The organism is Peptoniphilus olsenii, from assembly GCF_040545475.1.
GTDB classification, from domain to species: domain Bacteria; phylum Bacillota; class Clostridia; order Tissierellales; family Peptoniphilaceae; genus Peptoniphilus_A; species Peptoniphilus_A olsenii.
In genome coordinates this window covers 1-22,117 of the sequence record NZ_JBEPMA010000016.1, presented here as the reverse complement: position 1 = coordinate 22,117, position 22,117 = coordinate 1, and the positions used below count along the sequence as shown (strand labels likewise).

The window sequence follows — 22,117 nt, the reverse complement described above, 5'->3', positions numbered from 1 at the left end:
TTGTTTCTATTCCTCTGTGTGGATGAAGAGGAAAACCCGCTGTGTAATCATCTGGTTAGTACTATCAAACGAATCAAGCATTAAAATTGGATCAAATTCTTTTACTGTTTGATTACCCAATACTCTGACAAGACTTACTCCTGCACCATCTGTTGTTCTAAATCCTTTAACTTTTCTATTCATCTTTTTATCTCCAAAAAATCAATCACTTAAATTATCTATTATCCTATTTAACATATTAATAAACAGAGTCTTTTCCTCTTCACTAAAGTCTTTCATTGCTTTATCATCTACTTTTTTAACAATTTCTTTTACTTCTTGAGATTTTTTTCTTCCTTTATCTGTCAAATAAATATTCTTTGAACGAGCATCTTCTTTATTTTCTCTTTTTTCAATTAAATTCATATTTTCCATGCGAAGTATAAGGCCTGCTACAGTTGACTTATCAAGTGCACAACCATCAGCAATATCAATTGCCTTTGCTCCATCATTTTCTAACAAATACTCCAATATTTTTGGTTGCCCAAAACATAAATTTAAAGGACTAATTGCCTTTATTATATGCTGGTTAGATTTATTAAAACATCGCAATATACTAAAATGAAATTCATTTTCTAACATCTACAACCCCCTTTTTTAAATAGGTGGTATACAAACTATCTTCACATAAAAATTATTACCCAAAAATTTTTTAATAACACAAATTATTATATTATAGCAATTATATTATTTCATTATATAGATAATATACTATTATGATAAAAAAATTATAAATAATGATAAGTGAATAAAATTTTAACTCTTAAACTACAAGAGCAGAAAATATTAAAAATTAGAATCTCCGTGTACTTGTGTAGTGAGAAATCTTTCTATAGAGTATTTATTCTGTATAAATAAGTAAAATTAAATCCTAGCATTAAAAAAGAGAACATCCAATGTTCCCTTCAATAAAATGACAGATTCTAAAAATTAGTTAATATATTTGCTTGCTCCCTCCACAAAAGTTTTTATAAAGATAATAGTTTGTGGTTGATAAATTATATCTACTAAAAACGCTCCTACTATTGGAACAATCATCATAGCTTTTCTACTCATTCCGTATTTCTCGTTTACTGCCGTCATATTTACTATAGCAGATGGGGTTGCTCCTAATGAGTGACCACACATTCCTGCACACATAACGGCTGCATCATAATCAGAGCCCAATATTTTAAATACTACAAAATATGCCATCAGAGATATAAATAAAACTTGGCACATTACAACCAGTAGTACTCCTCCCAATAATCCTGCCAAATCCCAAAGTTTTAAAGTCATTAGTGCAAGTGATAAATATAAATTTAGCATAACATTTCCTATGCCATCAACTAAAGCAAAATCAAACTTATAGAATTTAAATTTTTCATTTAAATTTCTAAGAATAACTGCAACAAACATTGCCCCTACATAAGTAGGAAAATCCATATTTATGATTTTACTTATTTGTGCAGAAATTATTGTACCAAGTGCCATAGCAATTATAATCGCTGCTACATTTTTTATAATGTCAAGCTCTGTAGATTTTGTTGCTGAAGCTGCATTTATTTCAAATAAGCTATCATCATAAATTTCATCGGAAGTATCTGGAGATAGATTATTTTTTTCAATTAGCCTTCTACCAAGAGGACCTCCTATTAACACTGCTGATATAAGTCCAAAAGTCGCTGCAGCAGCACCCACTAATGGTGCAGTCTCATAACCCATTTTGGCAAATGTATCTCCATAAGAAAGAGCAGCTCCATGTCCTCCTATCATAGAAATTGCACTAGACAAAAGTGCATATGGTGATTCTAAATTCACAATTTTAGAAATTACCATTCCGATTGTATTCTGCAGTATTGATACAACGCCACATACTAGCCAATAAATAATAAGTGCTTTCCCACCTTTTTTTAGCAGAGCAAAACTTGCTCCAAGTCCTACAGTAGTAAAGAATGCTAACATAAAGGTATCTTGGAAAATGTTTTCGAACTCAAAGGCAAAAGAATTTGATATATGTCCTCCCCAAGTGATAAACATAAATAAAAATCCTCCAATTACTGGAGCTGGTATACAATATTTTTCTAAAAACTTAACTCTGTTTTTAAGTCCATATCCCACTAATAGTAAAATAACCGCCAAAGCAAGAGTCATTGTACTATCAGTTTTTATTGTAAAAATACCGTCAATATTTTCAAAAGTCATATTATAACCTCCTTTAATGTGAAATAAATCTGTCATTAGTATAACGTTAACATATTTACATATACTTTACAATACTTTTAGGTTAACAATTTATCAAAAAAATAAAATGTGTGATAAAAAAACTATCTAGTTTAATTATCACACATTTTATTTTTTCAAATATTTATCAAAACTACTTAAATCTACTTGATGAAAAGAAAGCTTAAATCCATTCAAGTCTAATACTTGATTTAATGTATGTTTAAAAGCCTCTACATCGCCAGTAATGTAAAAATCAATAGTCCTATTATCAATAGGTTCATTATCCTTTTCTATTGACAAAATCTCCATTGCTCTTTCTATTGATAGATGAGCTGGATTGATTATTTTTACATTTCTATTATCTTTCTTATAAATCTTTTTAAATGAATCTTTAACTACTGGAAAATGCGTACATCCCAATATTATGGTATCATAATCAAAATCACCAAATTCATTTAAATGATTTCTGATAATTTTTTCCATATGCTTTTCTTCAAATTCACCTCGTTCAACTGCGAGAACAAGATCTGGACAGGCAATTGATCTAAGTTCAATCCCCGAATCTAAACTTTTTATGGTATTATCATAAACTTTACTCTTAACAGTAGACTCTGTTCCAATTAAAGCTATTTTTCTATTATGAGTTACCTTAACTGAATCAATACTGCCCCAACTGATTATACCTAGAATTGGATAATCATATCTATTTTGTGAAGCATCTAGTCCATGACATGTAGCTGTATTACAAGCAATGACAGATAAATCCACACCTTTATCTTGTAAAAAGCCCATAGCTTCAATGGTAAAATTTTTAATTTCTTCAGGACTTCTAACTCCATATGGCATTCTTTTTGTGTCGCCGAGATATACGAAATTTTTATTGTGTATTCTATCTATGGCTTTTTTTAGAACAGAAAGTCCACCTGCCCCACTATCAAAAAGACCTATAGCATTACTCATTAACCATTCACCAACTTCTCAAAACTTAACAAAATTAAGCAATAATTTAAAAAACCGTTTAATCCTTATATAATTATAACACTTTAACCATAAAAAATACTCTTATTTAAAGAAAAGAATGATTGTAATTAATTTACAATAGCGTAATTCTCAAAGCAATAAAGCTACCAATAAATAAAATGAAAAGATTCTAAAAAAATATAAAACATTTTTTCACAAATTTAAGTAATAGAATATAAAGAAAAAAAGCTGTAACAGTCACAATTACAGCTTTTTTTATGGTGCACCTTCAGGGAATCGAACCCTGGACCCACTGATTAAGAGTCAGTTGCTCTACCATCTGAGCTAAAGGTACGTGTAAATTATTTTTTACTTTAACTTTACAACGAAAATAATTATATTAAAAAAAAACACTTGTGTCAAGTGTTTTTTTAATTTCTAAACATTTTATAGTCTACTTGTGATTCAAACATTTTGTAAATGTTTTCTATCATTTCAATACTTGCTTGTTTTGCTTCATCAGATTTTTGTTCTTTTATACAATTAAAAACCTTTTGTAAATTTTCATAATGAACTTTTAAATTGTTTTTATCTCTAAATATAAAATTTCCAAATCTGTATAGTCTATTATTGACCATAATCATAACTTCTCTTAATATTTCGTTGTTCAATGAGCTAACAAGAGCAATATTCCACTCAATAATTAGATTTTGAATATCATTTGAATCTTCTTTTTCTATTTCTTTAGCAAGTTTTTCATTTATCTCTTCAAAATACTTAGTTCTTCCATTTAACCCTTTTTCTGCTAAAAGTCCTACCGCTAATGGTTCCAAAGCTTCCCTAACTATGTATAAATTTTTGGCCTCTTTCATTGAAATTTTGGAAACCAAATAAGATTTTCTTGGGAAGTTTTTAGCTAAACCATCATCTTCAAGCTTTTTAAGGGCTTCTCTCACAGGAGTTCTACTGACCCCTAATTCTTTAGCTATATCCATCTCAATTAATTTATTGCCAGGTAGTAGCTCATTAGTAAGTATTTTTTCTTTTAGATCTAAATAAACTAAATTACTAAGTGATTTTTTAGTATTTTTAAGATCCATAATTCCCTCCTAAAATATTAAATTTTCTACTAAAATGTTTTCATGAATTACATAAAAGTACAATTATTTTTCCGTTAAAAATATTATATCATAACTGAGCGCATTTGATAGCATAAAAAAAGTTTATTTTTAATTTCAATGGGTAAAAAAATTTATAATAAAGAAAATAAAGCAATTTTAAAACGGAGGAATAAAAATGATTAAAAAATTATTGACCGCAATTGCAATTAGTTCAGCATTAGTTTTATCTGCTTGTAACAAAGATGGAGCCAATGTAAATAAAACAACCACAAACACTATGAACGATAACACTAAAGTTGAAGGCAATTTAGAAACCCCAGCCAATGCAGAACAAAATGCCTCAGTCACTGAAAATGCCAAAGATGCTAGCCCTGCACCTACTGTTTCTAGAGAAGAAGCTTACGATAAATTTTTAGAATCGCATAAAAATGCAAAAATTAGAGCTTTTGAATTGACAGAAGAAAATGACAAACCAGTGTATAAAATCAAAGCTTATGATGACGAAAACGAATATGAAACAGCTATTAACACAGAGGATGCATCTGTAATTAAAGATGAAAAAGAAGCAATAGAACTTGACGAAAAAAATAATATAGAGATTTCAAAAGAAATGCTAAAAGAAATTGATAAATTTATCGAAAAGACTGACGCAGACGTTGCTGACAGTTATATTTTAAACGAGTATAAACTAACAGAAGACGATGGAAAATTAAAAGTTGAATTAGAATATACTAATAAAACCCAAGACATAAGTTATGAATATGATTTTGAAACGGAAGAATTAATTGAAAAAGATATGTAAAAATATAGTAGTCTGCAATATGTAGACTACTTTTTTATTAAGTATTAGTATATAGCAAGCATAATCCACATTCTGCTGGTAACCAAAAGATTATATATTACGCCTAAACTTCCTTATAATAATTTAGTAATTATTATGATGCATTTTAAAATCTTATTACTTGAAGTATGAGCTCAAATTCTTTTTTATACTAATCCAGTATTAAGAAATTTTAGTATTAAAAAGTAAAAGACAGTTCAAAAATAGGAACTGTCTTAACTATATATTATTTAAATTTACCGTGGCAATTTTTATACTTCTTACCGCTGCCACATGGACAAGGGTCATTACGTCCAATCTTTTTATTTTTTCTCACATATGGTTTTTGTTTGCCGTCGTCAGGATTTACTGTTTCTACCTCTTTAGCAACCCTTTTTCTTTGTACTTCTGGATTAACTACATGGTAAAGCATTTTAATAGTATCTTCTTGTATAGAAGCATTCATAGCTTCAAACATGTCAAATCCTTCCTCAGCATATGCTCTTACAGGGTCTGTTTGACCAACTGCACGCAGCCCTATTCCCTTTCTCAATTGATCCATAGCATCAATGTGATCCATCCATTTTTGATCAACATTTTGAAGAAGAGCGACTCTTTCAATTTCTCTAAATTTCTCTTCGCCAAATTCTTCTTCTTTTTCTGCGTATTTATCATTAGCTAATTCTTTAATATATTCTTTAACTTTTTCAGCATTAGGCTCTTCTAGTTTTCTTAAGAAATCTTCATCAAAACCAAATGTACTAACACCAAAGATTTTAATTGACTCAAAATCTAAGTGTTTTTGGTTGTTATCATCTAATTTATTATAGAAATCAATAGCACTTTCAATCACACTATTTCTCATTTCTACTATATCAGAGTGGATATCTTCGCCTTCTAAAACTTTTCTTCTTTCGCTATAGATGACCTCTCTTTGTTTATTCATGACATCATCATATTTCAATACATTTTTACGAATACTAAAGTTATTACCTTCAACTTTTCTTTGGGCAGATTCAATTAATCTTGTTAAAATTCTATGTTCAATTGGTTCATCTTCTGGTGCATCAATTCTTTCCATAGTATCTTTAAATCTATCACCAGCAAAAAGTCTGATTAAATCATCGTCTGCAGAAATATAAAATCTAGATGAGCCTGGGTCTCCTTGTCGACCAGAACGACCACGCAATTGGTTATCAATTCTACGAGACTCGTGTCTTTCTGTACCAATTATACGCAATCCACCTGCATCTTTAACCTTTTGAGCTTCTTCATCAGTTTCTTTTTTGAATTTTTGAACTAAAGCTTGGTATTTTTCTCTAGCAGCTAGAATTTCATCATCTTCTGTTTTAAAATACGAATCAGCATATTCTATCATTTCATCTTCCATACCTTGTTTTTGAAGTTCTCTTTTAGCAAGGAATTCAGGATTACCACCAAGAACAATATCGGTACCTCTACCTGCCATATTCGTAGCAATTGTTACAGCACCAAATCTACCAGCTTGAGCAACTATTTCTGATTCTTGTTTATGTTTTTTAGCATTCAAAACATTGTGTTTTATTCCCTCACGTTTCAAATATTTAGATAATTCTTCAGATTTGTCAATAGTAATAGTACCAACAAGAACAGGTTGTCCTTTCTCATTAGCCTCTGCTATTTCTTTAGTAACAGCTTTAAACTTAGCATCTTCATCTTTATAAATATGGTCATTTTCATCATTTCTTATAACAGGTTTATTAGTAGGAATTTCTACAACATCAATATTATAAATATCCCTAAATTCGCCTTCTTCAGTCATGGCAGTACCTGTCATACCAGCAAGCTTATCATACATCCTAAAATAATTTTGGAATGTAATTGTAGCAAGAGTTTTGGACTCAGCACGGACATTTAAACCTTCTTTAGCCTCAATAGCTTGGTGTAAACCTTCAGAATATCTACGTCCATACATTAGACGACCAGTAAATTCATCAACAATTACAATTTCATCCTCATTAACTACATAATCCACATCTCTTTTCATATTACCTTCAGCTTTTAAAGCTTGATTAATATGATGAGAAAGTTCCATATTATTAGCATCAGCAAGATTTTCTACTCCAAAATATTTTTCAGCTTTGGCAATACCTTTATCTGTAAGAGTAGAAGTTTTATCTTTTTCATTTATTACATAGTCAACAGTTTCTTCTTTAAATTCTCTATTAAATCTCTCAAAACTAGATTCATCTTCAGTCTTAACTCTTGAGGTCAAAGTATTGACAAAATCTCTTGCTCTGACATATAAATCAACAGATTCATCACCTTGACCAGAAATTATAAGAGGAGTTCTAGCTTCATCAATTAATATAGAGTCAACCTCATCGACAATACAATAATGTAGGTCACGTTGAACCATTTCCTCTTTGTAAATTACCATATTATCTCTAAGATAATCAAAACCAAATTCGTTGTTAGTTCCATAAGTAATATCACTATTGTAGGCTTCTTTTCTTTCTTCTTGACTCATATCGTGGATGATACAACCAACAGAAAGCCCCAAGAATTCATACACTTTACCCATCCAGTCCCTATCACGACTAGCCAAATAATCATTTACTGTGACAATATGACAGCCTTTACCTTCAAGGGCATTTAGGTAAGCAGGTAAGGTAGCAACCAAAGTTTTACCTTCACCAGTTTTCATTTCGGCAATTCTACCTTGGTGAAGAATAATACCACCAATAACTTGAACTCTAAAATGCTTCATTCCAAGCACACGCCAAGCCGCTTCTCTGACTACAGCAAAAGCTTCAGGCAGAATATCATCTGTAGTTTCACCATTTGCAATTCTATTTTTAAATTCAACTGTTTTTTCTTTTAATTCACTATCAGAAAGTTTTTGTATGTCTTCATCAAGACTCATTACTTTTTTTACTAGTGGTTCAATTTTTTTCAGTTCTCTATCGCTATAGGTTCCGAAAATCTTTTCCATTAAACCCATTTTACCACTCCTTTTGCTCAAGACTTAATTTTATCATTAAAAGCCCTATATTTCAAGTAAAATCAATATTTTGGGCGTTCTCCATAGCTCCTAATAAATTATATGTTTACTAAAAATTAAAGTCAACATAATAAGGTCAAAATTATGAAACTTTATCTATAATTTAACATTTATTTACTAGGATGATAATATTTTTAAAATAACCCTAATTAAATATCACATCACTTTGATATAATTCTTTTAAAATAATATGAGAGAAGTCAATACTAGGTATTTAATATTAAAAAGTATATACAAAAAAATACAATTTTTTTATTTTGCTAAAATCAGTTACATAAATCTAAGAAATTGGACTTTAGAATTTATTAAATTTTAAGAAATTTTTAAAAAATATAAGCTCACATACTATCAAGAGAATCTGATACACAAAACTCTTCACAAACCCAGATTAATTATACCATCCTATCTTTCATGACTTCTTCCTTATTCCTAATATGTTTTTAATTATCAATTTTTATTTTGAAACACTTTATCTTGAATTTAAAATTTTTTTCTGCTCTTTTATCTAGGCATCTTTGATTAAAATCTTTTCTCTGTTCTATAATTGTTGTATCTGATTCTCATAATTATCTTTTTATTCTTTAAGATTTCTATTTCTGTTTTGACTTACTTTAATGTCTTTTCTTTATTCATTCTTAGCACTTCTTTTAAATTTTAAACAAATCATGACCACCGTGTAATTGATGGTCATGATTTTACTAAAGCTACAAAAAAATAGCAAAGATCTCTCTTAAAACTTTATCCCGAATATTATATTATTTTCGTGAGAATTTGATTTTCTTATTAACTTTATTTATTTACTTTCCAATATCCATCTTTAGAACTGCCTACATACTCTATCATTTTTTCATCTGTGAGAACTTTTAAATCTCTTTCAATCGTACTTATAGATACCCATAATATATGAGATAGTTCAATTGTTGTTATGTTTGAATTTTTTTTTATAAGTTTCACCATCTTATTTCGTCTATCTTTTGGTTTTAATTTTTTACCGTCATTTTCATCCTCATTTTGACCGTCATTTTGAGTGTCGTAATTTAGATTCTTTAAAATTGTAGTAAAAAAAGATTCTGTTGACTTAAACTCAGGTTTTAATTCTTCTTTATAATTTTCTTCTGCTTCATAAGCTTCTATGATTTTTCTAGGTCCAGATCCTCGTCTTTCCATTAAATTCATTCTAGCAAATACATCCGCTGTGATTGGGTTCCTTCTTTCGGTAGATTTAATTTCCACCGTATTTTAAATAGATTTATAATTTCAATCTACATGTACTTATCAATAAACTTTTTATCTGCTTCTATCAACTTTTTGTAATATTCATCATATGATGGGCTAAACTTTCTCATTAAAGGAATAGCTTTTTCATAGTAACCTGAACTCTCCATATGCTTTTTCAATTTTTCTTGGATTCGGTATATAGGATTATTAATATATAAATCACTTTTCTTAAATAATTTATAGTCTTCTATAATTTCTCTGTTTTCTTCTAACCATTCCTCTGCATTGAATATAGCCTCAAGCTTTTGTTGATTAATAGTCTCTAAATCAAGTTTTGATATTTCTTTTGACGCTTCCTCAAGATATTTTTTCTCATTATCTCCTATATCAAAATCAGACATAGAATCAAGAAATTCAATATATTTCTCATAATATTTAACTTTATCGTCATCCAATTTATCAGACAAAAAAGGTTTATAGGATAAAAAGAATACTTGACCAAAGTATCCTGGAAAAGTCCTCGTTAACTTGGTATATATAGTCTCTTGATTATCTATAACTTTCAATTGTTCTTTGACTTGTTCTATATTTGCTCCATCAAGTAATAATTTTAAGGTTTCTACTCTAGTTTTTTCTAATTGTGATTTAATTTCTCTATCTCGAATGATGATTGCTAATGAAGAATTACTATTTCCATGTAAAATATCTTTAATTTCATCAATAGAACATTCTAATTTTCTATACATAGATATTTTATTTAATATATCAACATCCACATCAGAATATACTCTATAATTATTTTGCTCTCTTTTAGGGGTAATAAATCCTTTTTCCTCATAATACTCTATCGCTTTGCGTGTTAGACCAGTTTTTTCCCTAACTTCATTCATTAACACAATACTTACCTCCTTTTAAATTAAGCATATCAACGCCCCCAAGGGACAGGTCAAGAAATATTTTATAATTTATTTACAATTCTATTGATTTAATGTTTTTTGATTTATTATTACTGAATAATTTTGTCTTACTCTTTCAATAATTTATAATTTTTAATTATATTAATATCAAATAAAAAGACTAGCTTAAAATATTTCATAAATCAGATATAAGAAAATCAGAATTATGTTTTTTAGCTAGTCATTAATTTCTAAAATTTTTCCATTTACAGTGGTTTGCCACTCATTTTAGTATCAATAATTTATCATAAACCACTTACACTATTAGAATTATCCACAAAATCAAATGTTATAAAATCTCAAACTTATTCCCATTCTATAGTTGCTGGTGGTTTACTTGTGATATCATACACTATTCTATTTATATGATCTACTTCGTTTACTATTCTATTTGATACTTTATCTAATATATCCCAAGGTATACGAGAGAAATCTGCTGTCATAAAGTCAGTTGTTGATACTGCTCTTAGAGCTAATGTATAGTCATATGTTCTAAAGTCGCCCATTACTCCTACTGTTCTATTGTTTGTGAGAACTGCAAAGTATTGGTTTACTTCTCTTGCTATTTCTGATTTTTCTAATTCTTCTCTAAATATTTTATCTGCATCTCGTAAGATATCTAGTTTTTCTTTTGTTATTTCTCCCATAACTCTAATTGCAAGTCCTGGTCCTGGGAATGGTTGTCTATCTACTAGATAATCTGCAAGTCCTAGTTCACGCCCTAGATCACGCACTTCATCTTTAAATAACATGCGAAGGGGTTCGATAATGTCTTTGAAATCTACGAAATCAGGTAGTCCACCTACATTGTGGTGACTTTTTATTACTGCTGAGTCGCCAAGTCCTGATTCTATAACATCTGGATAGATTGTTCCTTGTGCTAGGTAATCTACTGATTTTATTTTCTTACCTTCTTCTTCAAATACTCTGATAAATTCTTCGCCAATTGTTTTTCTCTTTGTTTCTGGATCAGTAACTCCTGCGAGTCTATCTAAAAATCTTTTTTCTGCATCTACTCTGATGAATTTCATTCCACTGTCTTTGAAAGCTTCTTCTACTTCGTCACCTTCATTTTTACGCATTAGTCCGTGATCCACAAATATACATGTTAAGTTTTCTCCAACTGCTTTTGATATTAATGCTGCTGTTACTGATGAGTCAACTCCCCCTGAAAGGGCAAGTAGTACTTTTCCATCTCCAACTTTTTCTTTTATTTGTCGTATTGCTACTTTTGCATAATTTTCCATTGTCCAGCTTGGTTCTTCGCCACATATATTTAAAACAAAATTTGCGAGCATTTTATTTCCATTTTCTGTGTGATTTACTTCTGGATGAAATTGTAATGCATATAGATTTTTATCTAAATTTTCCATTGCTGCTATAGGACAATTTTTACTATTTGCTACTATTTCAAATCCAGCTGGCAATTTTTCTACTCTATCTACATGGCTCATCCATACTTTTTGATTTTCATCGAGTTCATCAAAAATTTTGGAATTTTTTGTTACAATTTCTGTTTTTCCGAATTCTCTTTCTTTTGGAGCTGCAACAACTTTACCGCCTAATGTATGTGCCATTAGCTGCATGCCATAACATAGGCCAAGTATAGGAATACCAAATTCAAAAATTTCTTTATCTATTTGTGGAGAATTTTCTTCATAAACAGAGTTTGGTCCTCCTGTAAATATTATTCCACCGATTTCATCTCTTTTCTCTTTAATTGTGTCAATAGCCTTATTATAAGGTACTACTTCACAATATACATTTAAGTCTCTTACTCTTCTGGCGATTAAATGATTATATTGACCGCCAAAATCTACTACAAGTATCATGCAAAACCTCCATATCTTTTCTCACTTTATTTTATAATAAAACCAAAGATATTACTATAGTTTTCAGCGAAAGTATTAATAAATGTATAATATAGGTGTATTTAGAAAAAATAGTAGTGACATTGTATTAAGAATATAACTGTAAATTTTTAAGAAAGTTATTACCACCTATCCGTAAATAACTACCGATTATCAGAATTTTGTAGAAATTAAATATTGCATGAAATATAATTATTTTAGAAAAAGTAAGGAGGAGAAAGGTGAAAATTGAGATAAAAATTAACAAAAATTTAAAAGAACCCATACTCACTATCGAAGCCCCCTCTCTAAATGAGGATATAAAGAAAATTACTGATTATATTAATACTATTAAGACAGACGTTTTGGCTGGCGAGTATATGGATAAAATAGAAGTTATAAATCAAGATGAAATTATAAAGATATTTGCTCAAGATAAAAAAGTATATGCTCTTGTACATAATAAAATATTAACTTTGAAGTTACCTTTGTACGAGATAGAAAAAAGATTAAGAAATTCATTTTTACGAATTTCAAATTCTGAGATTATAAATGTGAAAAAAATTAAATCTATCGACTTAGATTTCATTGGAACTATTTGTATAACTTTAAGTAATAGTGAGTCTGTATATTGTTCAAGAAGATATGTAAGTATTATTAGAAAAAAATTAGGTATTTAAGGAGGAACAAATGAAAACTATTTTTAAACGTTTTGTAATTGGCAGTTTTATAGGAATCTCAATAAGTCATTTAATAAGTTTAATTATTTCTATAATTCTTGGGCATGAAAATTATCAAGGAGCATCTCCTCAACTTATTGCAAGCTTTGGCAACGAAATTAATGCAATGGTTGTTCAAACTCTTGCATCAATGGTACTGGGAGGTGTATTCTCTGCAGCTTCATATGTTTTTGATAGGACAGATTATTCTATAACAAAGCAAACAATAATACACTTTCTTATAACTACTCCTGTATATTTGGCAATTAGTTACTATTTAGGATGGTCAAGTAAGTCATTAAAGGGATTTTTATTGACACTCATAATTTACACTTTTATATATATAGTAATATGGCTAACAGTTTATCTTTATTGGAAACAGAAAGTTGCCAAATTAAATAATGATATCAAAAAATATAATTAAAATACTTGAAAAAGCGATAAGAGCAGTAAAAGAACTTTTTATTATTCTTTTCTATATTATTTTGTTCAGAATATTATATTTAATAAAACATAATTTCCTTTTAATTAAAAAAAGAAACCAACTTGCATGTTGGCTTCTTTTTGTTTTAATTCTTTATCTATTTTTAATTAGTTTCTGGATTATTTCCCCTACCTGGTACTCTTTTAAATATTCCCGTTACCATAAGAGCTATTGCTCCGTCTGTTGTTACATTGCATGCTGTTCCAAAGCTATCTTGCAGTGCAAATATTGAAAGCATAAGAGCTGTTCCTGTGTCATTAAATCCAAGTATTGATGTTATTAGCCCAAGTGAAGCTACCACGGTTCCCCCAGGCACTCCTGGTGCTGCTATCGCAAATATACCTAGTAATAATATGAATATTATCATATTTGCTGTTTCTGGTAATTTACCTGTCAATATTTGTGATACTGTCATAACAAAAAATACTTCTGTAAGTACTGAACCACAAAGATGTGTGTTTGAGCAAAGCGGTATTGCAAAGTCCCTGATTTTTGGGTCTAGAGTTTTAGCTTGCCTTGCACATTTTAATGCTACTGGTAGTGTTGCTGCAGATGACATTGTTCCTACTGCGGTTAAATATGCTGGTACATAATGACCAAATACTTCTTTTGGATTTGTCTTGGATATTGCTCCTGCTATTGAATACATAAGAGTCATCCAAATGAAATGACCAACTATAACGATTAAAATTATCTTTAAAAATACTGGCAATTCACTTATAATTGCTCCTTCATAAGAAAGCACTGCAAATGTTGTTGCTATATAAATTGGAAGTATTTTAATAACTACATTATTTACTATAGATAGAACTATTCTATTTAGTTCCATCAATAAATTTTCCCATGTTTCTGATTTTGTTACTATTACTGCTATACCAAATAATACTGATGTTACAAGTGCCGTCATAACAGGCATTATAGGGTCAATAGATAGTTTAAATATTGATTCAGGAATTACATTGCCTGCTCCTACATTTGAAGCTATATTTAGTTTAGGAATAATTGCTTTTCCTGCCAAGAAACTCATAGTAGCTGCACCTACAGATGAAATATAGCATATTGCAAGTGTTACCGTTAAAATTTTACCTGCACTTTCTTTCAATGAAACTATCGCTGGTGTAATAAAGCCTAATATTATTAGAGGCACTATGTAGCCTATTAAATCACCAATTACTCTTTTTACTGAATCGATTACTATTATAAGTGACTCGCTAGAAATTCGACCTACAAATATACCAATAATAATTCCTAATAATAGTTTAAAAACTAGTGTATTAAAAAAACTATTTTTTTTCATATTATCCTCCTTTTATTTTTAAAAGTACTATACTTTTTCTTATTATTTTACCATTGTATACTTATAAAATCATCAAAAGTCAAAAAAAATTTTTACTTTAGTAAACAAAATAATTATTTTTTTAAGATAAAATATATTTTTGTAATTGAACATTGTTCATTTGTTAAAATTTATACTTCCCTATTTTCCAACATCTAATGCTATTTTAACGACATCTAAATATATAAGTACAAAATTTTATTATTGTATTTCTAGTCTTTTTGTCATTTTAAGAGTCATATTACTTTAAATTTTCTGTGTAAAATACAATTTTCTGGATATATATTTTGTATAAGCAGTTAATCATCAATTGGTGGAATTGGTTATGTATTAAAGGGGGAATGAGATTGAAAAGATGGCGAAAATGGATTGATATAATTTTTGCTATCGCCCTACTTCTTGCCATATTTTGTTCATATTTTTTAATATACGATTATGGTGATGTTACGGCAACACTTAGCAAATATCAAACTGAGGAATGGTTTTATTATTTCTTGACGATTGTATCAATTATAGGTGGTCTTTTTGCTTTATTTATTTTAATTAAAGCAATTGCTCTTCCTACAATCAATAATTATTTAATTGATAAAGATAAATCTGGCGAGATGCTTATTACTTCTCGAGCTATTGAAAACAATGCTCTTACTACAGTAAATAAGTATCCTGAAGTTAGAAATTCAAGAGCAGATGTTAAAGTAAACAATGGCAAAAATCATGAGATAACTGCTAAAGTTATCTGTGGTGTATATGATGGTGAAGATTTAAATTCACTAGGCAATTTAATTAGAGAAGATGTTGCGGATAATTTGGAAGTTTTTACTGGCTATCCAGTTAATAAAGTTGATGTTGAATTTTATGATATCAAAAAAGATTCCAATAAAAGAGTAGTTTAGGAGGCTCATATGTTGAATAATTATGGGAATTTTCCGGATTATCAAGATAATTATGAGAACTCAAACGAAAACCGTGATAAAGAAAAAGTAGTTGTAATTGACAAAAGAAAAGATGAAGAAGTTTCTATATTCAAAGATAAGTTTAGAAATTTCACAAAATTACACTGGAATGAGTTCAAATACACTCTTATTGGACTTATCATTGCAATACTATTTTTGACAATTGGTTTTTTTAGAACACTTCTAATTATCATCTTATATTTGATAGGCAATATCTATGGTAAGTTTAAAGATGGTAATCCGAAAACTTTATTTTGGTTAGAAAGATTTTTTAGTAGATATTAATTTAAAAGGAGATGTACTATGGCTAACGAAGCAAAATACAATGAAATCGCAGGAGTAAATAAAAAAGAACAAGAAAAAATGGAGAGACAACAAAAGAGAGAAGATTTTGTAGAAAATGTTCAAGACAATATAAATGATGCTGCAAAATCTAATCAAACACATGAATCAAAATTAACTTTTGAAGATTCTGTAATTGAAAAGATAGCTGCAATTGCTTGCCACGAAGTTTCTGGAGTATTAGATATGAAAGGTGGCTTCTTCTCTGGAATTTCAGAACAATTTGGAGGTTATAGTTTGACTAAGGGCATATCTGCAGATGTTGGTGAAAAAGAGGCTGCAATCGATGCGGCTATTATCCTAGAATATGGACACTCAGCTCCAAAAGTTTTTGAAGAACTAAAGAGGAATATTGCTCAATCTGTTGGACAAATGACTGGCCTTAAAGTTGTAGAAGTTAATGTGCGTGTCGATGATGTTATGACAAGAAAAGAATTTGAACTAAAAAGACGTAACGAAAGAAACGAAAATCAAAATTACGAACAAGGACCTTCTTTAAGATAATTTAGTATATTTATAAAACTGTCGGTTTACCCCGGCAGTTTTTTTATTCTACTACTTTGAGAAGTATTCTAATATTTAAGGTATAATTATATTAATATATGTTTAAGAGGTGCTGGTATTATGAATTTACTACATAACTTTTTTATTGCAAGTATATTTCAAGATTTTGATAATCCAATGGATGAAAACAAAGATCTAGCTATCTCCCCTATTATTATAGAATTAAAAAAAGATATTAAATAATTAGAAGAAAAACTAGCTAAACTTATATTAAATCCAGATGAACTAGAATTAGTAATATGCAAAAATATTCAAAATGAATATTGGCTAAAATTTGGAGAACTAGAAAAGCTAGCCTATGAAAAGGAATGCATTGCTTTAAGACTTAAACGTAAAATTGAACTTATTCAAAGATGTATTAATCTTCAAGAACCTACAGATTTACTTGAAATTGAAGAAAAGCTTGATATAGAATTTGAAGAATACCAATTAAAACTACAAGATTATATTTACAACATAAATTTAGCAAAAGAATTATCTAAATTAGACAGGCTATCTTTAGATGAAACTAAAAAACTATAATCACTTTATCTAAAAATTATAAAAATTCTTCACCCAGATTTAAATAAAAATTTTTCTATGACCGATAAAATATTATTTCAAAGAGCGATAGAAGCATACAAAAATGGAGACTTAATTGGTCTTGGAACAATTGATTTAATTTTATCTTCTAAAGATTATACAGTACCTACAGAAAATTCGATTGAACTGTTAAATTCTAAGAAGAGTAAATTACTCTCTCAAATAAACAAAATAAAAGAAAAAATTAATAATATAAAAAATGAATATCCTTACAAATTTAAATTTATATTGGAATCCGTATCACGAACAAAAGAAAGAGAGCTCCAATTATCAGAGGTTATAGCTCATTTTAGTGAGGCAGAAAACATCTATAACACAGTTCTTAAGAATATGATAGGAGAACAACAATGAAAGAAATAGAACCTATACTTCCAATTTTTCCAACTAATAATCCTAGTAAAAATTTTCCTCTGCCTAAACCTTTTGAACAGGATATTTTCTTATTTCAAACACATATAGCAGGAACCACATATATAGATGATATAGAAGCAATAGAAAAAAATCTACAAATAGATTATAAGTTAAACTTTTATCGGGAACCAAATAATACTTACGACTCAGGTGCCATAGTAATTAAAACAAATGATAATTTAAAAATTGGATACGTTCCTAAGAAAGATAATATTGTTTTTTCTAGACTAATGGATGCTGGCAAACTCCTTTATGGTAAGGTAAAATCTAAAGAAAAAATTGATGATTGGTTAAAAGTTATTATTGACATATATTTACATGAATAAAATTCTGTCTCAATTGCTTTAACTAAATAATTTGAAAACATGTTGAAATATACTTCGTTTTTTTGATATTATCAATATAGAGGTGATTTTCGTGAAAGATATAATTACAACTTTAAACAATAGAAGGACAATTAGAGAATTTACTAATGAAAAAATTGACGATAATATAATAAAAGAAATACTAAATGCTTTGATGCACAGCGCTACCTCCAATGGTCTTCAACAAGCCAGTATTATAAGAGTTACAGCAGAAGACAAAAAGAAGGCTATAGCCAAGGTTTGTAACCAAGAATATGTAGCTCGCGTACCTGAACTATTTATATTCATTGCAGATCACTATCGTAACTTTAGATTAATTAGAGATAATGGCAGAAATTATGATACCGTATCCAATGTAGATATTTTCATACAGGGGTTAACAGATGCTACTATTTTAGCAAGTAATATGGTTTCAATGGTTGAAAGTATGGATTTAGGAGCATTCTTTATTGGTTCTATATTAAATGATACACAAAGAATTATAGAGATATTGAATTTACCTAAATTGACTTATCCTGTAGTAGGAGTGGGATTTGGCAAACCTAACCAAAAACCACAAATGAAACCTAAAATTCCTAGTGAACTTAGAGTATTTGAAAATTCTTATGTTTATTACGAAGATTATAAAAAAACTTTTAAAAAATATGATGAGGAAATGCAAACTTATTACGATTTACGTGATGCAAACAGACGTGTAGATTCTTTTTCTGACCAAGTTTATAATAAGACACAAAAACCTATCTCAAAAAGAGATGAATTTCTTAATGTAGCTCGCAAGAATAGTTATAAATTATAAAATTAATTTATCATTTTAATATAATAATATTATACAAAAATAACATATAATTTTGACTTAAAAATAAATTGTGGTATAATTAAAACAAAATTTGTAAAGGAGTAATACCAATGAAAAAATTTCAAAAAGTAGCTCTAATCACTGCTTTTGCAACATTAACAGCTACTCAAGTATTTGCAGAAGAAGCTGCAAAAGAAGTACTTAAAAACGACACTGTAGCAGTTGAAGAAAAAGCTAAGGAAGAAGTAAAAGAAACAAAAGAAGCTGCTAAAGATGAAGTTAAAGAAATAAAAGAAGAAGCTAAAAAAGACGTTGAAGAGGCTAAAGAAGAAGTAAAAGAAGTAAAGGAAGAAGCTAAAAAAGACGTTAAAGAGGCTAAAGAAGAAGCTAAAGAAGTAAAAGAAGAAGCTAAAAAAGATGAAAAAGCTATCGTTCTTGAAATCAATGGCGCTAAAGTTGAACAAACTGAAGAATATGCTTCTTTTATTAAAGAAAATCGTACTTTTGTACCATTAAGACTTATTTCTGAAAAACTTGGTTTTACAGTTGAATGGAATGAAGAAACAAAAGACATCACTATTACAAACAAAGATGAAAAAGTTGTTTTCAATACTCAAAAAGACACTTACATCGGTAAAGATGGCAAAGAAGTAAAAATGGATGTAAAACCTGTTGTTAAAAATAACAGAACTTTCTTACCAATCAGATTTGTTTCAGAAGCACTTGGCATCGAAATCAACTGGGATGGCGAAACAAGAACAGTAACTGTTGGAAAAGCAGAAACTAAAACTGAAGAAAAAGTTGAAGACAAAAAAGAAGAAAAAGTAGAAGAAAAAGCTGAAGCTAAAAAAGACGAGAAAGCTGAAGTTAAAGAAGATAACAAAGAAGACAAAAAAGTTGAAGAAAAAACTGAAACTAAAGAAGTAAAATAACTTCAAACTAAAAGTGGTTCACATATATTGCGAACCACTTTTTTATATAATTTAAATATATAATCATACAATAATATTTATCTACTAATTCAAAAGAAACTCTTGTCCCTAATGCTAAACGTATGGGTTCAAGTCTCATCTTTAGCACCAATCATATAATTATCTTCATGCAAGATTAATAATTTTCATCAAAAAAATTAACTAAATCTTTAAATACAGTCTCCTTATCTTGTTCATGAATTATCTCGTGTTTCATTGAGTCATAAACAATCTTTTTTATATTTCTATATCCAATACTAGTTAAATCTTTAATAGTTTGATTTAAGCCATTTTCAAAGCCTGTAAACGGATCCTCTTTACCAGCAATAATTAGAATATCCAAATCTTTATTCTGACATTTAAATTTCTTTAAGTTGTTCAACTCTTCTACGCTTTCAAAAACTGTAAGATAAGCTCTGTTTTTATAAACAGCTGGCATTAAATCATCATTTTTTATCGCTAAAAGATTATCAGTATCATAACTAATTGAATCCATATATCTTTCTTTCCCTCGATACAAAAATTTAAATATTAATAAAGTGCGATGTTCCCCTAAATAAAAAGTAAAAATATTCCCAAAAAACTTAGCCAAATATGACATCGGATTAAAATTTGGAGGTCCACATAGAACTAATTTATCAATTTTCAAATCACAATCTTGTAGATAAATTCTTGCAAAGATAGACCCCAAAGAATGCCCAAATATGTAAATTTTCTTACCTAGAAATCTATTATTCAAATATTCCGTAATTAAAAAATTATCGTAAACTATTTTTTCTGCTCCATCCATATATCCTAATTCATATCTACCATCTGTAGAAAGGCCATGCCCCCTATTGTCTGAAATAAAACAAGAATATCCAGATTTAACTAAGTAATTAATCATATCAATATATCTCTCTTTATGTTCAAGAGCACCATGAATAATTTGCACGACTGCTTTCGTGTCTTCCGCTTCATAGAGTTTAGCATCTAAGATAAAATCGTCATAGGATTTAAATAAAACTTTTTTATATTTATCTTTATCTTCCTCAATTACATTAAAAGTCAAATCACTAAAATCCATAACGCTCTCATGCTTCTTGCGTCTATAATGAATTTGAGGAATAAAAACAGCCACTAGAAATAAAACAATACCAAAATAATTCATAAGCACCTCTAAGAAATTATAACAAAAAAAGGCCTATTCAAAATATTAAATCGCATAGCAATGTTTTTATATAATAAGTTTTCTCTCAATTTAAGGGCACTGTTAAGCCTATAAATTGAGATTTCTTAGTTTAATCTTCTTTTTCGCTTTTATATGACCTTATACCAAAAACTACACCTATAGCTGTACCTATTGCCATCCATAACCAAATATTATCTAAAACAATTCCTAACGCAAATCCTAAACCTATTTCAATAGGTAAAGTAACCCAGTTGATTACAATCTTCATTACTCCTATTATTATCCATCTCGACTATACTCCTTCAAAAATTCTAATTTTATTTCTTAAGACAAGAGGTTGAACGCCCAGTACTTATCGTAAATATCTGCCGTTACCATAATTACGGCAACGGCAGATAAGTCTTAAATATTATTAACAAATTAGAAAAAAAGGAAAGTATTGTTCTTATTTTACTCTACTCTTAAATCGTCAAATTCAGGTCCTTCTAATTTTTTTAGAACATAAGAACAAGTAGGTTTAATTTTCTTACCTTCTTTTTTGGCATCTTCAACTAATTTTTTAACGAGTTCTCCAGCAAGACCTTGACCACCGAATTCAGGTTTAACAATAGTATGCTGAGCATCACGTACATCACCAAAATCTTGGTATTCTAAAATACCTTTATAATTATTTTCGCTTTCACCAATATAATAACAGTTGTTTCCTCTTTTAACTTCCATAAAGATTCCTCCTTAACTTTGGTTAATATAAATATTACCCAGTATTATGGTAATAAAACTAATATATTTAAAACCAATACTATTCTTTCTACAAAGAGATAGAATCTTTACTTCAAAAATACACAAAGAATTCAGAATGACTCTTTACTTCAGTTTATATGTTTTATTATTGTTAATAAATAAAAAAATGGTGACCCATGCGCGATTCGAACGCGCGACACCTTGATTAAAAGTCAAGTGCTCTACCGACTGAGCTAATGGGTCACATACTTCTATAAAATTTATTTGTTTAACTAATTTACTATAATATTAAGACTTCTAAAGCTCATTCTCTTTTGCTTCGCAAAGACTAAGGCATTGCCACCATTTCTTTTCAAGAAATGGGCCACTTACTTATACCGACTGAGCTAATGGGTCACATACTTCTATAAAATTTATTTGTTTAACTAATTTACTATAATATTAAGACTTCTAAAGCTCATTCTCTTTTG

General features: G+C 29.0%; 24 protein-coding genes and 2 tRNA genes. 11 read left to right on the top strand and 15 right to left on the bottom strand.

Annotation, left to right across the window (positions count from 1 at the left end; genetic code table 11):
• Positions 1-6: 6 nt before the first annotated feature.
• The 6 genes from ABID14_RS08760 to ABID14_RS08735 form a co-directional block, all read right to left on the bottom strand.
• Complete coding sequence (locus ABID14_RS08760; RefSeq protein ID WP_354369197.1) at positions 7-183, bottom strand: hypothetical protein; 177 nt, start codon at positions 181-183, stop codon at positions 7-9.
• Between the two features lie 18 nt (positions 184-201).
• Positions 202-621, bottom strand: coding sequence for a MarR family winged helix-turn-helix transcriptional regulator (locus ABID14_RS08755; RefSeq protein WP_354369195.1), 420 nt, complete (start codon positions 619-621; stop codon positions 202-204).
• A gap of 348 nt (positions 622-969) precedes the next feature.
• Entirely contained in the window at positions 970-2,223 is a 1,254-nt protein-coding gene (gltS, locus tag ABID14_RS08750) for a sodium/glutamate symporter (protein WP_354369193.1), read from the bottom strand.
• Positions 2,224-2,370: 147 nt separating this feature from the next.
• Positions 2,371-3,204, bottom strand: coding sequence for a glutamate racemase (gene murI / locus ABID14_RS08745; RefSeq protein ID WP_354369191.1), 834 nt, complete (start codon positions 3,202-3,204; stop codon positions 2,371-2,373).
• A 279-nt stretch (positions 3,205-3,483) separates the two neighbouring features.
• Positions 3,484-3,559, bottom strand: a tRNA-Lys gene (locus tag ABID14_RS08740).
• 76 nt (positions 3,560-3,635) lie between these two features.
• The gene (locus ABID14_RS08735; RefSeq protein ID WP_354369189.1) at positions 3,636-4,304 is read right to left on the bottom strand and encodes a GntR family transcriptional regulator; all 669 of its coding nucleotides are present in this window, start codon (positions 4,302-4,304) and stop codon (positions 3,636-3,638) included.
• A 196-nt stretch (positions 4,305-4,500) separates the two neighbouring features.
• On the opposite strand from ABID14_RS08735, the gene ABID14_RS08730 reads away from it, so the two are divergent.
• Positions 4,501-5,127 carry a PepSY domain-containing protein gene (locus tag ABID14_RS08730; protein ID WP_354369187.1) on the top strand — a complete coding sequence of 209 codons (627 nt, stop codon included), beginning with the start codon at positions 4,501-4,503 and terminating at the stop codon, positions 5,125-5,127.
• A 265-nt stretch (positions 5,128-5,392) separates the two neighbouring features.
• On the opposite strand, the gene secA is transcribed toward ABID14_RS08730, so the two are convergent.
• From secA to guaA, 4 genes are all read right to left on the bottom strand, one after another.
• Positions 5,393-8,128, bottom strand: coding sequence for a preprotein translocase subunit SecA (gene secA / locus ABID14_RS08725; RefSeq protein WP_354369185.1), 2,736 nt, complete (start codon positions 8,126-8,128; stop codon positions 5,393-5,395).
• Positions 8,129-8,977: 849 nt separating this feature from the next.
• On the bottom strand, positions 8,978-9,421 hold the full coding sequence (locus ABID14_RS08720) for an ATP-binding protein (RefSeq protein ID WP_354369183.1): 444 nt from the start codon (positions 9,419-9,421) through the stop codon (positions 8,978-8,980).
• Positions 9,422-9,450: 29 nt separating this feature from the next.
• The gene (locus ABID14_RS08715; protein ID WP_354369236.1) at positions 9,451-10,296 is read right to left on the bottom strand and encodes a MerR family transcriptional regulator; all 846 of its coding nucleotides are present in this window, start codon (positions 10,294-10,296) and stop codon (positions 9,451-9,453) included.
• 371 nt (positions 10,297-10,667) lie between these two features.
• Positions 10,668-12,194 (bottom strand): glutamine-hydrolyzing GMP synthase, encoded by a 1,527-nt coding sequence (gene guaA, locus ABID14_RS08710; protein WP_354369181.1) that lies wholly within the window; start codon positions 12,192-12,194, stop codon positions 10,668-10,670.
• 260 nt (positions 12,195-12,454) lie between these two features.
• Here guaA and ABID14_RS08705 point away from each other — a divergent pair, with 260 nt between their 5' ends.
• Complete coding sequence (locus ABID14_RS08705; RefSeq protein WP_354369179.1) at positions 12,455-12,892, top strand: LytTR family DNA-binding domain-containing protein; 438 nt, start codon at positions 12,455-12,457, stop codon at positions 12,890-12,892.
• Positions 12,893-12,902: 10 nt separating this feature from the next.
• Positions 12,903-13,355 carry a DUF3021 domain-containing protein gene (locus tag ABID14_RS08700; protein ID WP_354369177.1) on the top strand — a complete coding sequence of 151 codons (453 nt, stop codon included), beginning with the start codon at positions 12,903-12,905 and terminating at the stop codon, positions 13,353-13,355.
• A gap of 163 nt (positions 13,356-13,518) precedes the next feature.
• On the opposite strand, the gene ABID14_RS08695 is transcribed toward ABID14_RS08700, so the two are convergent.
• Complete coding sequence (locus tag ABID14_RS08695; protein ID WP_354369175.1) at positions 13,519-14,712, bottom strand: dicarboxylate/amino acid:cation symporter; 1,194 nt, start codon at positions 14,710-14,712, stop codon at positions 13,519-13,521.
• A gap of 386 nt (positions 14,713-15,098) precedes the next feature.
• Between ABID14_RS08695 and amaP the strand changes: the two genes are divergently transcribed.
• The 8 genes from amaP to ABID14_RS08655 all read left to right on the top strand — a co-directional run bounded on the left by amaP (position 15,099) and on the right by ABID14_RS08655 (position 19,696).
• Positions 15,099-15,644, top strand: coding sequence for an alkaline shock response membrane anchor protein AmaP (amaP, locus tag ABID14_RS08690; protein ID WP_354369173.1), 546 nt, complete (start codon positions 15,099-15,101; stop codon positions 15,642-15,644).
• Between the two features lie 9 nt (positions 15,645-15,653).
• Positions 15,654-15,989: a DUF2273 domain-containing protein gene (locus tag ABID14_RS08685; RefSeq protein WP_354369171.1), complete on the top strand. Its 336-nt coding sequence runs from the start codon at positions 15,654-15,656 to the stop codon at positions 15,987-15,989.
• Between the two features lie 18 nt (positions 15,990-16,007).
• Complete coding sequence (locus ABID14_RS08680; protein ID WP_354369169.1) at positions 16,008-16,550, top strand: Asp23/Gls24 family envelope stress response protein; 543 nt, start codon at positions 16,008-16,010, stop codon at positions 16,548-16,550.
• Between the two features lie 120 nt (positions 16,551-16,670).
• Positions 16,671-16,793 carry a hypothetical protein gene (locus tag ABID14_RS08675; RefSeq protein ID WP_354369167.1) on the top strand — a complete coding sequence of 41 codons (123 nt, stop codon included), beginning with the start codon at positions 16,671-16,673 and terminating at the stop codon, positions 16,791-16,793.
• Positions 16,794-17,189: 396 nt separating this feature from the next.
• A complete protein-coding gene (locus ABID14_RS08670) occupies positions 17,190-17,543 on the top strand; it encodes a hypothetical protein (protein ID WP_354369165.1) in 354 nt (117 codons plus the stop codon).
• Entirely contained in the window at positions 17,540-17,929 is a 390-nt protein-coding gene (locus ABID14_RS08665; protein WP_354369163.1) for an HIRAN domain-containing protein, read from the top strand. Before ABID14_RS08670 ends, ABID14_RS08665 begins: the two co-directional genes overlap by 4 nt.
• 91 nt (positions 17,930-18,020) lie before the next feature.
• On the top strand, positions 18,021-18,764 hold the full coding sequence (locus ABID14_RS08660; protein ID WP_354369161.1) for a nitroreductase family protein: 744 nt from the start codon (positions 18,021-18,023) through the stop codon (positions 18,762-18,764).
• A gap of 110 nt (positions 18,765-18,874) precedes the next feature.
• The gene (locus tag ABID14_RS08655; RefSeq protein ID WP_354369159.1) at positions 18,875-19,696 is read left to right on the top strand and encodes a copper amine oxidase N-terminal domain-containing protein; all 822 of its coding nucleotides are present in this window, start codon (positions 18,875-18,877) and stop codon (positions 19,694-19,696) included.
• A 175-nt stretch (positions 19,697-19,871) separates the two neighbouring features.
• Here ABID14_RS08655 and ABID14_RS08650 read toward each other — a convergent pair whose 3' ends face one another.
• From ABID14_RS08650 to ABID14_RS08635, 4 genes are all read right to left on the bottom strand, one after another.
• Positions 19,872-20,885: an alpha/beta hydrolase gene (locus ABID14_RS08650; protein ID WP_354369157.1), complete on the bottom strand. Its 1,014-nt coding sequence runs from the start codon at positions 20,883-20,885 to the stop codon at positions 19,872-19,874.
• Between the two features lie 130 nt (positions 20,886-21,015).
• On the bottom strand, positions 21,016-21,174 hold the full coding sequence (locus ABID14_RS08645; protein WP_354369155.1) for a hypothetical protein: 159 nt from the start codon (positions 21,172-21,174) through the stop codon (positions 21,016-21,018).
• Positions 21,175-21,356: 182 nt separating this feature from the next.
• Positions 21,357-21,626: a GNAT family N-acetyltransferase gene (locus tag ABID14_RS08640; protein WP_354369153.1), complete on the bottom strand. Its 270-nt coding sequence runs from the start codon at positions 21,624-21,626 to the stop codon at positions 21,357-21,359.
• A gap of 188 nt (positions 21,627-21,814) precedes the next feature.
• Positions 21,815-21,890 (bottom strand) — tRNA-Lys (locus ABID14_RS08635).
• Positions 21,891-22,117: the final 227 nt, after the last annotated feature.